We start from the raw sequence: 11,888 nt of genomic DNA on the forward strand, positions 1-11,888 counted from the left end.
GTCCATTCATCCTCTTGCGGACACTTGGCGGTCGCGGCTTACGCCGCTCCTACCGGGAAAGCAGGGAAGATGGGGACGCTACTTCTTCACCGGCGCGTTCACCTTCGCGCTGACCTTCTGCCCGGCCTCCAGCATCGCATTCGGCGCCAGCACCACCTGTTCGCCCGCCTTCAGGCCCGACAGCACCTCGGCCTCGTTGCCCAGGTTGCGGCCCAGCACCACCTTGCGGTACTGCAGCAGCGCGTCGCCACCGACCACCGCCACCTGCGCGCCGCTGGCGTCCTGCGCCACCGCCGACACCGGCACCAGCACCGCCGGCACCGCGCGCGGCACCTTCAGGCCGACCTCGCCGAGCATGCCGGCGGGAATGCGGCCTTCCGGATTGGGCAGGCGCAGTTCGATGCGCATGGCGCCGACGCTGCTGGAGATGTTCTGCGCGCTGCGCACGACGTCCACGTCGAAGGCCTGATCGGCCAGTTCCAGGAAACGCATCTGCCCGGCCATGCCGGGACGCACCTGCAGCGCCGCGTTCTGCGGCACGTCGACCACGATGCGCAGCGGATCCAGCGCGTTGACCTCGAACATCGGCAACGTCGCCGAAGCCGAATCGCCGACCACGCGATCGCCGCGCTCGACATTGCGCGCCACCACCACGCCGTCGAACGGCGCGCGCACCACCTGGAAGCCCTGCCGCTCGCGCGCGCTCGACAGGCGCGCCTGCGCGGCCGAGGTGGCCGCGCGCGCGGCGCTCAGGCTGGCCAGGCGTTCGCTGTGCAGCTCCCTGGAGATGGCGCCGGAGCCGACCAGCACGTCGGCGCGATCGAAGTTGGCCTTGGCCAATGCCTGGTTGGCCTGCGCCAGTTCCAGATCCGCGGTGGCCTCGCGCACGGCCTGGTCGACTTCCGGCGTGGCAATCATCGCCAGCACCTGCCCGGCCTTGACGTGGTCGCCGAGATCGACCCGGCGCTCGCTGACAAAGCCGGTGGCGCGCGCATACAGCTTGGCCGACTCGCCGGCCTCGGCGCGCGCCGGCAGGCGCAGCTCGGATTGCGGATCGGCCGCCTTGGCCGGCGCGGTCAGCACCTCCGGCACGGCGCCGGCTGGCTGGGTGGCGGCGGAACTGCGGCCGCAGCCGCTGAGCATGGCAATGCCGGCCATGACGGCCGCCGCCAGCGCGATGCGGGTGAAGAACATGGTGTTCATGGGGAGACTCCTGCACCGGCGGCGTCGCCGGTGGCGGTGGGGGAGGAAACAGCGGAGATGTCGATCGCCTGCGCGGCTTCGGCGCGGCGTTTCTGGCGGCGGCCGAGCACCGCCAGGATGGAAGGCACCAGCACCAGCGTGGCCGGGGTGCCGAACAGCAGCCCGCCGATCACCGCGCGGCCCAGCGGCGCGTTCTGCTCGCCGCCGTCGCCCAGGCCGATCGCCATCGGGATGATGCCCAGGACCATCGCGCTGGCGGTCATCAGCACCGGACGCAGGCGCACGGCGGCGGATTCATAGGCAGCCAGTTCCGGATCATGGCCGTCGGCGATCAGGCCGCGCGCGAAACTGGTCACCAGCACGCTGTTGGCGGTGGACACGCCGATCACCATCATCAGGCCCATCAGCGCCGGCACGCTGAGCGGCGTGCCGGTGACGAACAGGCCGATCGCCGCGCCCGCGATCGCGACCGGCAGGCCGGACATCGCCACCAGCGGCTGGATCCAGGACTGGAAATTGATTACCAGGACCAGGAACACCAATACCGCCGACATCAGCAGGCCACCGGCCAGTTCGCCGTAGGCGCTCTGCATCTCGCCGGCCTGTCCGGTGATCTCGACGCGGTTGCCCGGTTTCATCCGCGCCTGCACATCGGCGGTGATGGCGGTCAGGCGCGAATACACCGAACCCAGATCCGTACCCTGCACGTTCGCCAGCACGCTCACCGTGGGAGCCAGCGTGGTGCGGGCGATGCTGGCCGGCACGTTGCGCGGGGTGACCGTGGCGATGTTGCGCAGCAGGACCGCCTGCCCTTCCCCGCCGATCCGCAGCGGCATGTTCAACAGGGTCTCGGCATCGGGCAGGCTGGCCGGCGGCGCCTGCACCTGCACGGTGTAGGCGATCGCGTTGACGGTGTCGGTCCAGTACACCGGCGTGACCGTGCCGGAGGTGCCCAGCACCGACAGCACCGCGCGGCTGGCCTGCTGCGCGTCCAGGCCGAGCTGGGCGGCGCGGGTGCGATCGATGTGCACGCGGTACTCGGGCAGATCCAGGATCTGCCGCAGGGCCACGTCCACCGCGCCCGGTTCCTGGCGCAGGCGGCTTTCCACCTCGCGCGCCAACGCCAGGTTGCCGGCCACGTCGCGGCCAATCAGGCGCACTTCGAATGCGGCGGCGGCCGATCCGGCCAGGGTCCGGCTGGTGGCGTCCGGCGGGCGCTCGAACACCTTCACGTCGGGGAACTTCTCCGCCATGCGCTGGCGGATCTGCGCCAGGTAGTCGCGCGTCGGCGCGTGCGGCGAACGCAATTGCAGCATCAGTTCGGCCTCGAACGATCCCACCACCGCGCTGTCGACCAGCGACAGGTTGATCGCGTCGGGCACGCCGATTTGCTCGTAGACCGTCTGCAGTTCTTCCGCCGGGATGATCCGGCGGATCTCGCGCTGGATGTCGGTCAGGCGCTGGGTGGTCTGCTCCAGCCGCGTGCCGGAGGGCATGCGCACCTGCAGGCGCAACTGGCCGGCGTCGACCTGCGGGAAGTACTCGCGCCCCAGCAGCGCGCCGGCGCCCACGCCGATCGCGATCACCAGCAGCGCGGTGATGGCCAGCACGCCGCCGTGATGGCCCAGCCGCACCAGCAGCGCGTGATGACGCTCGCGCAGCGATTCCAGGGCATGCTCGACCTTGTGGTTGATGCCGAGCAGCAGCTTCTCCGGCGCCCAGCGCGGGTTCTCCCGGCTGCGGATGTCGGCCGGCAGCAGCAGATAGCACAGCACCGGGATCAGCGTGCGCGAGAGCAGGAACGAGGCGATCATCGCGAAGATCACCGCCAGCGCCAGCGGAGTGAACACCCACGCCGACAGGCCGGTCATCAGCAGGATCGGGGTCAGCACGATGCAGATGGACACGGTGGAGACGAACTCGGGGAACACCACCTCGCGGGCGCTGTCCAGGATCGCCGTGCGCACGTCCTTGCCCAGGGCGATGTTGCGGTTGGTGTTCTCCACGTCCACCACCGCGTTGTCGACCAGGATGCCGATCGCCAGCGCCAGCCCGCCCAGGGTCATCACGTTGAAGGTGTAGCCCAGCAGATCCAGCATCGCCACGCTGGCCAGCAATGCCAGCGGAATGGCCGACAGCACGATCACGCTGGATCGCCACGAGCCGATGAACACCAGCACCACCAGCGCCACCAGCAGGCCGACCAGCACCGCCTCGTGCTGGATGGAACCGATCGCGTTGTCGACGAACACCGACTGGTCGAAAATCGGCGCGATGCGCATGCCCGGCGGCGCCGAGGCCTCGATTTCCGGCAGCCGTTCGCGCACCGCGCGCACGATTTCCACCGCCGAGGCGCCGCCCAGCTTGATCAGCGCCACCGACACCGCGCTGGAACCGTCCATCCGCGCCACGTTGGTCTGCAACGCGCCACCGTCGCGCACCGAGGCGACATCGCGCACGTACAGGACGATGCCGTTGCGGGTGGCGACCGGCAGATCCAGGAATTCCTGCACCGAGGCCGGACTGGCGTCCAGCGAGATCTGCAGCTCGCGCGCGCCTTCGCGGATCGAGCCCGACGGCAGGGTCGGGCTGCCGCGCTCCAGCGCGCCGGTGATGTCCGAGGGTGTCAGGCCGTAGGTCTGCAGGGCGGCCGGATTCAGGTCCACCATCACCTGCCGCGCGGCGCCGCCGTAGGGCAGCGTCATGCGGATGCCGGGAATGGTCTGGATCTGCGAGCGCAGTTGCAGGCGCGCGTAGTCGTACAGCTGCGCCTCGGTCAGCGAATCGGACGACAGCACCAGCTGCAGCACCGGCGTGCTGGATACGTTGTTGCGCACCACCAGCGGCGGCGAAGTGCCCGGCGGCATGCGCCGCAGGATGGTCTGCGAGACCGCGGTGATCTGGCCCAGCGCGCGATCCAGGCTGACGTCGGGCTGGAAGTCGATGCGGATGATGCTGGCGCCGTTGATGGTCTCCGAGCGCACTTCCTTCAGGTCGTCGACCGTGTTCAGGATTGCCGCCTCGGAGAAGGTGGTGATCTTGGCGGCCATGTCCGCGGCCGACAGGCCGTTGTAGGTCCAGACCAGGTTGATGGAGGGGATGCCTACCTCGGGCAGGATGTCGGTCGGCATGCGCCGGGCCGACAGGGTGCCGAACAGCAGGATCAGGATGGCGAGCACCCCGATGGTGTAGCGACGGTTGAGCGCGTACTGGACGATCCACATGGGGGCGTGCTTCCAACGGCGGGGGAAGCCGGTACGCGGGCGGTACCCCGGCGAGCGGGCACCACCCCGCGTCGCGAGGCGCGCGGGCGCCTCATCCGGTGGGGGACCTTTACGTTAGTCGGCTCATGAGCGGGTTCGTTAGTACATTGCTGCCCGATGCTTGCCTATTCCTGCAAACCCGCACCACGGCCTTTGCATGGGCGGCCATGCTTCCGAATAATCGACCTACCCCCGCCCCCCTCCATCGCCATGAGCGCCAACACTTCCGCGGATACCCTCGCCCAGCGCGCGACCTGCGCGGCGAAGGCCGAGCTGGCGGATCGCATTGCCCAATTGGCAACGTCCGACGGCAGCCACGCCACCGCCATCCCGCAACTGCACCTGATGCGGCGTGACACGCCGACGCCCTGCATTCCCACGGTCTACGAACCGCGCCTGTGCATCGTCGCCCAGGGCAGCAAGGAATCGACCCTGGCCGGGCAGACCTACCGCTACGACCCGCTGAACTACCTGGTGGTGTCGGTGACCCTGCCGATGATCGGCCAGGTCATCGAGGCCACGCCGGAGAAGCCCTACCTGTGCCTGCGCCTGGACATCGATCCGGCGGTGATCGCCTCGCTGATGCTGGACGCGGGTCCGCAACCGACCTCCAACCGCCTGGATCCCGGACTGTACGCCGCCAAGGTGACCACGCCGTTGCTCGACGCGGTGCTGCGGCTGATGCGCCTGCTGGACACGCCGGCCGACCTGCCGGTGCTGGCGCCGCTGGCGATCCGGGAAATCTTCTACCGCGTGCTGGTCGGCGACCTCGGCCACAGCCTGCGGGAAATCGCCGCCGCCGACACCCGTTCGCATCGCATTTCTCGCGCCGTCGCGCATCTGCGCCAGCGCTTCCTGCATCCGCTCAACATCGACGAGCTGGCGCAGTCGGTGCACATGAGCACCTCCTCGCTGCACCACCAGTTCAAGGCGGTCACCACCCTGTCGCCGTTGCAGTTCCAGAAGCAGTTGCGCCTGCACGAGGCGCGCCGGCTGATGCTGGCCGACGGCATCGACGCGGTCGCCGCCGCGCACCGGGTCGGCTACGAAAGCCCGTCCCAGTTCAGCCGCGAATACAAGCGCCTGTTTGGCGCGCCGCCGCGTTCGGAAATCGGCCAGGTCCGGTTCAACGCGCGCCAGGGCTGAGGCGTCAGGCGCCGCGCTTGCGGCGTGCCGGGCGTGCCAGCGTGATCCAGGTGGGGGCGTGATCGCTGGGCTTGGGCAACCCGCGCACCCAGCGGTCCACGCCGGCGTCCTTCAATCGCGCGGCCGCCGGCGGATTCAACAGCAGGTGGTCGATGCGCAGGCCGGCATCGCGTTCCCAGTGCTGGCGGAAGTAATCCCAGAAGGTGTAGACGCGGTCGTCGGGATGGCGTTCGCGGATCGCATCGACCCAGCCGGCCTCCAGCAGCTTCGCGTAGCGCTCGCGGCTTTCCGGCTGCAGCAGCGCGTCCTTGCGCCAGGAGCGCGGGTTGTAGATGTCCTCGTCGGTCGGCACCACGTTGTAGTCGCCGGCCATCACCACCGGCTGCTCCAGCGCATGCAGCTTGCGCGCATGCCGGATCAGGCGATCGAACCACTTGAGCTTGTAGTCGAACTTCGGTCCCGGCCGCGGATTGCCGTTGGGCAGGTACAGGCAGGCCACGCGCAGGCCGAACGCATCGACTTCCAGGTAACGCGCATGGCTGTCGCCGGGATCCCAGGGCAGGCTGCGCCGCACTTCCTCCGCGGGCTCGACGCGGGTCAGCACCGCCACGCCGTTCCAGGAACGCTGCCCGACCCAGCGCGCGTGATAGCCCTCCGCTTCCAGTTCCGCGCGCGGGAATCCCTCGTCCACGGCCTTCAACTCCTGCAGGCAGGCCACGTCCGGCGCCTCCCGCCGCAGCCATGCGATCAGGTGCGGCAGGCGGGTGCGGATGCCGTTGACGTTGAAGGTCGCCACGGTCAGCGTGCGGCGCCGGTTCACGGCCATGCATGGCCCTCCTGAAGCAGGTCGTCGCGTTGCGGCCGCAGCACGCAGAAGCGATGCCCGGTCGGCGCCTGCATCACCCACCAGTTGCGCACCTGCGCCACCCGCCGCGCGCCCAGCGACTCGAGCCGCCGGACTTCCGCGTCCACGTCGGTCGACTCGATGTCCAGGTGCGCGCGGCTGGGATGCCTGACCGCCTGCAACAGGATGCCGGGTTGGCCGTCGGGCATGTCCAGCTGGCGATAGTGCGCGTCGGCCGGATCCGGCAGGCGGCGCCAGTCCCGGCCCAGCGCGGCGGCCCAGAAACGGGCGGCCTGGTCCAGCTCGATCGGATCCGGATTCGCCTGCCGGCAATCGACGACCCACTGCGCCAAACGGCTGCGATGCACGGTGCCTGCTCCTGTTCGACCGGGCTCCAAGCTAGGACGGCGATCATCATGGACGGGTGAAAAGCCCCGCTTTCACATGACGAATTCACATGGCGAACGCGGGTGCCGCCGGATGCTGTCGGCAAACGCCACGGGAGACATCGCTTGGGTGCCCGCCCCCCTGCCCCGCCGCAAGCCAGCGCGCTGCTGATCATCGACATGATCAACCTGTTCGATTTTCCGGGCGGGGCCGCGCTTGCGCGCCAGGCCCGGCCGCTGGCGCGTCGCCTGCAGGCGCTGAAGCAGCGCTTCCACCAGGCGGGTGCGCCGATCATCTACGTCAACGACAACTTCATGCACTGGCAGGCCGACTTCAAGGAACTGGTCGCCGTCTGCGCGCATCCCGACGCCCCGGGCGCCGAGATCGCCGAACGCCTGCGGCCGGAGCCTGGCGATTACTACATCCTCAAGCCCAAGCATTCGGCGTTCCTGTGCACGCCGCTGCCGCTGTTGTTGGCGAAGCTGGGCGTGCGGCGGCTGGTGCTCACCGGCATCGCGGCGGACGCCTGCATCCTGGCCACCGCGATGGACGCGCATGCCCGCGAGTACGCGGTGGAGATCCCGCGCGATGGCGTGGCCTCGCGCACCCCACGGCTGCGCGACCTCGCCCTGGCCACCCTGCAGGGAGCCGCGGGCATCGGCATCAGCCGCGTTTCGCGCGTCCAGCCCTGAACATCATCGACGCCGACGGCGCGCACTTCATGCCGTGACGTGGCCGGTCAGCAGCGCCTGTTCCCATTCCGGTCGCCCGCGCTCACGCGCCAGCCGCGCCATCGCCTCGTGATCATAGGGCAAGGCGATGTGCACCACCTGCCAGCCGCGCCGGTCCTTCTCCAGGATCGCGTAGCGCGCATCCGGGGATCCGTTCTCGACCTCGTAGGGCACCGGGTGATCGTCGCGATAGGCCTGCAGGCCGACGCTGCCCGGATTGAACAGCAGTTGCCCCGCCGGCGTGCGCACCTCCCGCGGCACGTGGGTATGTCCGCAAGCGATGACCGGAGCACGCTCGCCCGCCAGCCGCTCCGCAATCTCGTCGCCGGAGGCCCATCGCGTTCCCGGGCCCACCACCGTTTCCAGCAGGTGTTCGCAATCGCTGCGCGGCGTGCCATGGCATAGCAGCAGTTCATCGTCCACCCGCACGCAGGGCGCCAGCGAGCGCAGCCAGTCCCGTTCCGCGGAACCGAGCTGCGACGCCGCATAGCGATCCGATTCCGCGCCCCGCCCGTCCCGCAGCAGTTCCAGGATCTGCCGCTCGTGGTTGCCGGCCAGCGACAGCCAACCCGAATCCATCAGGAAGCGCGCGGTCTCGCGCGGCAGCAACGGTCCCGACAGGCTGTCGCCCAGATTGAACACACGGGTGATCCCGCGCCCCCGGATATCGGCCGCGACCGCTTCCAGCGCGGCGAGGTTGCCGTGGATGTCGGAGACGACGGCGATGCGGGTCATGGGCTCGACTACGACTCACGAACGGGACCATGAATCTAGCAGAGACTCCCGTCCGCCAGCGGGTTGTTAAACACGTAGGTGTACGCGTTCCAGCTCTGCGCGTTGTCCGGCGACTGCACCAGCGGGTCCGGTTGCAGGAAACGGCCCAGCCCCGCGTCGTAGATGCGACCGTTCATGTGGATGATGCCCGTGCCGTCCACCATCTCGTGACCGGTGAAGCCGCGGGGCGTCGTGGGTGAGGCGCTGCCGGCGTGGCGCGCTCGCCCGACACCTGTCCTCTGACGACCTAGGCAGCGTGGTGCGTATACCAATGCCAGTGGGGATCTATTTGCTTTACTTAATGTCCTCGCAAACTTTTTCACCTAACAGCGCTTTCACTGTCATTGGGTCATTTGCGCGGTCTCGCTTCGGATCCCAGCAAGCGTAGGGGATCGGCGCACTCGTCGCACTTCCTACCCGGTCAACCTGGAGCTTGCCTGAGAACTGCGCAAAATCTCGAGGCGCGAATTCAGAACGCTCGCGCTTAATTGATGAAAAAACTCCAGCAAGCGTAACGAACTTGTTCCTATTCTTTGCAACTTTTTCTGCCGCATCAGCACCGTCAGTCGCAACATAGATTCCGTTCTTCAACATCGAATTTTCCGCCGAATCGCGATCGGCAAAGAGCACGGTATCCAGCCCCTCCACATACATTCCTGCCACTTCCAAATACACGCCATCGTAGCGCTCCGGCTGCGCGATTAACGCATACAAAGAAACTTTACACGGATCACCCTTTGTCCCATCGTATCCAGGACACTCGGCGTATGATTCCGCGTCTTGCTTGGACATTGATTGGGCAGATATGCCAGACGTGTCCGAGCACGAAACCACGGCCAGGGCCAGCAGCAAAGCAACTGCAAGGAGAGATTTCTTCATTGGAATCGGCGCTCCTTATTGACAGGCCGGGACCATTGAGTTGCAAGCATATGCAGCAGCCCCTCCAACCTCAAGAAGATTATTCAACTCGTCGTAGTCGAATGACGACAGCGTAGCGGGACTCCCGCCATAGGAGTACGCTCTTCCCTTTTCCAACTGCCCATATTATGTCGCTCTGGTCATCCTTGGTTGCCACCCAAAGACCGTTTTCCCCTTTGTGAATGAGGGCACCACCTCCAGACAACGTAACCCCAGAAGGTATTCCGGGATGTGTATGAACCCATGCCGTAGCAGCATGAATGGGTTGCGGCGCAAGACCGGGTCTTACCCAGCCGTATGCGCCATCGCTATAGACGCCTCCTACGATCCAGTGACCTGCAGGCGCTCTAGCAATCCACGCACCGAGTTCAACCCCATGTGATTCACCGATGGGATACACGATTTTTCCCCGCGCCAAAGCAATTTGTCGACGCGAAGTGAATTCGCGGTTGGCTACTCGTTTATAGAATCCAGACTCATGAAGCGCCTTGTCTGCGTCGCGTATTGCTGCTTCGGCCTTGACTGGGTCTGGCTCTCCACCGCCCCCAGCAGAGCTCGTCCTAGCATCACTTTGTGATCTCGCCATCGCCCCCTGAATCGCCCCCTGAATCGCCCCACTGACCGCCCCATTGGCGAACTTCCCGCCCGTGGCCTTGGACAGCGTACCGCCCACCAAGGCGCCCACGGTGGTCCGCACGGCATCGTTGCGGATATGGCCCACCTGCGGCATCACCGACGCGGTCACGCCCGCGGACACGAACCCGTGCCCGAACTTGCCACCGCTCAGGCTCTCCACCACCCCGCCCGTCGTGGCCTGCAGACCCACCTTTTGCCAGGCGCTCAGATTGCCCGCATTGGCGATGCCCATCGTGATGCCCGCCGAGAACGCGCCAATGACACCGCCCTTGAAGGTGCCCGTCGCCACGTAGCCACTGGCGAAACCAATGGCCACCGCATAGCCCAGCTTGGCCCAGAAGCCACCAGCCTGCGGTGCGACCAGCGTGCCGATGACCGCGATGGCAATGCCCACCAGTTGCCGGAACGAGCTGTTATGGCTTCCAACAATGTGCCGCCCACCAGCGCACCGGCGACCGTGCAGCAGGCGCTACTTAGCATTTCCTGACGTGCGTCTGGCTCACACGAATCTGAGACGTTACAGATCAGCGTTGGCTAGCTGTTTTATCAAAAACTGGAGTAACGCCTACCAACCCTGCGATCTTGTAACTTGGCCACTGCCATCCGGCATCCACACTTCTTTCGAAAGTTCCTATCAATTCAATGTATGAGCCTTCTTCTGCCTGAAGAGATTTCTCATACGCCGCGACTCTGGATGGCTTTACCCCCTCATGAAACGCCCCTATCTCAATAGCCGCCTCCATGTTGGAGATATCGCGCTGCTCCTTTGAGAAGAACAACACCCGCCTTCGTAGCCCCCCTTCTGTTTCCGTATGGAGGTACCCTTTCACCCTTACAACATGACCTAAGTATTGAGCGCTTCCAAGCAGCTGAAAGAACGACACCGAGCAAACCAGATCTGACGTGAACCCAGTCTCTTGGCAGGCCATTTTTTCGCTCTCTTTAGTGCAACCAATGATTGCCACCAATGCAAATGCGAGCAGCGCCATCAAATTAGTCTTCATGGATTATATTTCCCAGCATTCCAGTCATCAGCATATCCCCGTCTCTCCAAGTATCTGTCGTAACTCCAAGAATACCTATAGCTCGGCCCAACCACATTGGCATCCACAGCGTGACGGATTGAGTATCGATAATCATCGGGAGAAAAATCTGGAATCGCTCGTTCATGATACGGATGCGTGTGCATCCACTCAACAAAATCTAGCCTTTTTAGTCCAATGTAGCGTGCATCCAATGCAACGACATGAAATTGACCGGAACTGTGCGCCGGGCCAAAAAAATACAGGTCCGTCTTTTTTTGCCAATATATCTTCGCACCTATCTCCGTCCTGAACTCCTCACTGATTGGATAAACGATATCACCCCACTTTTCCTTCATTCCGATCAACTCTACCTCGGTATAACCTCGACTAAAGAAGCCAGCCTCCCTCAGAGCAGTATTGGCCCGCGTCGAAGCGTTGTACCCCTTCTCCCAATCCACGGGATCGGGATCGCCCAGCGCACCAGTTTGGTGTGGCTGAGGTGGCCGCGCCATCGCCCCCTGAATCGCCCCACTGACCGCCCCATTGGCAAACTTCCCGCCCGTGGCCTTGGACAGCGTTCCGCCCACCAAGGCGCCCACGGTGGTCCGCACGGCATCGTTGCGGATATGGCCCACCTGCGGCATCACCGACGCGGTCACGCCCGCGGACACGAACCCGTGCCCGAACTTGCCACCGCTCAGGCTCTCCACCACCCCGCCCGTCGTGGCCTGCAGACCCACCTTCTGCCAGGCGCTCAGATTGCCCGCATTGGCGATGCCCATCGTGATGCCCGCCGAGAACGCGCCAATGACACCGCTCTTGAAGGTGCCCGTCGCCACATAGCCACTGGCGAAACCAATGGCCACCGCATAGCCCAGCTTGGCCCAGAAGCCGCCAGCCTGCGGTGCGACCAGCGTGCCGATGACCGCGATGGCAATGCCCACCAGTTGCCGGAACGTGA

General features: G+C 65.8%; 12 protein-coding genes. 2 read left to right on the top strand and 10 right to left on the bottom strand.

All coding sequences use genetic code 11. The annotated features are described in order from the left end of the window. Window positions 1–78: 78 nt before the first annotated feature. A complete protein-coding gene (locus AC3DE2_RS14775) occupies window positions 79–1,203 on the bottom strand; it encodes an efflux RND transporter periplasmic adaptor subunit (RefSeq protein ID WP_295382044.1) in 1,125 nt (374 codons plus the stop codon). Continuing rightward, on the bottom strand, window positions 1,200–4,427 hold the full coding sequence (locus AC3DE2_RS14780; RefSeq protein WP_488426826.1) for an efflux RND transporter permease subunit: 3,228 nt from the start codon (window positions 4,425–4,427) through the stop codon (window positions 1,200–1,202). Before AC3DE2_RS14780 ends, AC3DE2_RS14775 begins: the two co-directional genes overlap by 4 nt. 249 nt (window positions 4,428–4,676) lie before the next feature. Between AC3DE2_RS14780 and AC3DE2_RS14785 the strand changes: the two genes are divergently transcribed. After that, window positions 4,677–5,612, top strand: a complete 936-nt coding sequence (locus AC3DE2_RS14785; RefSeq protein WP_488426827.1) for an AraC family transcriptional regulator — start codon at window positions 4,677–4,679, stop codon at window positions 5,610–5,612. 4 nt (window positions 5,613–5,616) lie between these two features. Here the strand turns inward: AC3DE2_RS14785 and xth are convergent, their stop codons facing one another. Both xth and AC3DE2_RS14795 read right to left on the bottom strand, forming a co-directional pair. Beyond that, window positions 5,617–6,438: an exodeoxyribonuclease III gene (xth, locus tag AC3DE2_RS14790; RefSeq protein WP_488426828.1), complete on the bottom strand. Its 822-nt coding sequence runs from the start codon at window positions 6,436–6,438 to the stop codon at window positions 5,617–5,619. Continuing rightward, on the bottom strand, window positions 6,429–6,824 hold the full coding sequence (locus AC3DE2_RS14795; protein WP_295382036.1) for a VOC family protein: 396 nt from the start codon (window positions 6,822–6,824) through the stop codon (window positions 6,429–6,431). The genes xth and AC3DE2_RS14795 overlap by 10 nt, the downstream gene beginning before the upstream one ends. Window positions 6,825–6,968: 144 nt before the next feature. Here AC3DE2_RS14795 and AC3DE2_RS14800 point away from each other — a divergent pair, with 144 nt between their 5' ends. After that, complete coding sequence (locus tag AC3DE2_RS14800) at window positions 6,969–7,535, top strand: cysteine hydrolase family protein (RefSeq protein WP_295382032.1); 567 nt, start codon at window positions 6,969–6,971, stop codon at window positions 7,533–7,535. Window positions 7,536–7,562: 27 nt separating this feature from the next. Here AC3DE2_RS14800 and AC3DE2_RS14805 read toward each other — a convergent pair whose 3' ends face one another. From AC3DE2_RS14805 to AC3DE2_RS14830, 6 genes are all read right to left on the bottom strand, one after another. Continuing rightward, window positions 7,563–8,309 carry a metallophosphoesterase family protein gene (locus AC3DE2_RS14805; protein WP_295382022.1) on the bottom strand — a complete coding sequence of 249 codons (747 nt, stop codon included), beginning with the start codon at window positions 8,307–8,309 and terminating at the stop codon, window positions 7,563–7,565. 35 nt (window positions 8,310–8,344) lie between these two features. Further along, entirely contained in the window at window positions 8,345–8,671 is a 327-nt protein-coding gene (locus tag AC3DE2_RS14810; protein WP_488426829.1) for an RHS repeat domain-containing protein, read from the bottom strand. Next, window positions 8,643–9,227, bottom strand: a complete 585-nt coding sequence (locus tag AC3DE2_RS14815; protein WP_488426830.1) for a hypothetical protein — start codon at window positions 9,225–9,227, stop codon at window positions 8,643–8,645. The genes AC3DE2_RS14810 and AC3DE2_RS14815 overlap by 29 nt, the downstream gene beginning before the upstream one ends. A 79-nt stretch (window positions 9,228–9,306) precedes the next feature. Then, a complete protein-coding gene (locus AC3DE2_RS14820; protein WP_488426832.1) occupies window positions 9,307–10,296 on the bottom strand; it encodes a hypothetical protein in 990 nt (329 codons plus the stop codon). Window positions 10,297–10,426: 130 nt separating this feature from the next. Further along, on the bottom strand, window positions 10,427–10,906 hold the full coding sequence (locus tag AC3DE2_RS14825) for a hypothetical protein (protein ID WP_488426834.1): 480 nt from the start codon (window positions 10,904–10,906) through the stop codon (window positions 10,427–10,429). Continuing rightward, window positions 10,903–11,888, bottom strand: a 986-nt coding sequence (locus tag AC3DE2_RS14830) for a hypothetical protein (protein WP_488426835.1), incomplete at its 5' end; no start/stop codon positions are given. The genes AC3DE2_RS14830 and AC3DE2_RS14825, both read right to left, overlap by 4 nt.

Source organism: Pseudoxanthomonas sp. 68-E7 (assembly GCF_057773145.1).

Excerpts from the sequence above, each read along its gene's own strand:
- AC3DE2_RS14775 (WP_295382044.1), bottom strand. The coding sequence starts at position 1,203 with ATGAACACCATGTTCTTCACCCGCATCGCGCTGGCGGCGGCCGTCATG.
- AC3DE2_RS14780 (WP_488426826.1), bottom strand. The coding sequence starts at position 4,427 with ATGTGGATCGTCCAGTACGCGCTCAACCGTCGCTACACCATCGGGGTG.
- AC3DE2_RS14785 (WP_488426827.1), top strand. The coding sequence starts at position 4,677 with ATGAGCGCCAACACTTCCGCGGATACCCTCGCCCAGCGCGCGACCTGC.
- xth (WP_488426828.1), bottom strand. The coding sequence starts at position 6,438 with ATGGCCGTGAACCGGCGCCGCACGCTGACCGTGGCGACCTTCAACGTC.
- AC3DE2_RS14805 (WP_295382022.1), bottom strand. The coding sequence starts at position 8,309 with ATGACCCGCATCGCCGTCGTCTCCGACATCCACGGCAACCTCGCCGCG.
- AC3DE2_RS14815 (WP_488426830.1), bottom strand. The coding sequence starts at position 9,227 with ATGAAGAAATCTCTCCTTGCAGTTGCTTTGCTGCTGGCCCTGGCCGTG.
- AC3DE2_RS14825 (WP_488426834.1), bottom strand. The coding sequence starts at position 10,906 with ATGAAGACTAATTTGATGGCGCTGCTCGCATTTGCATTGGTGGCAATC.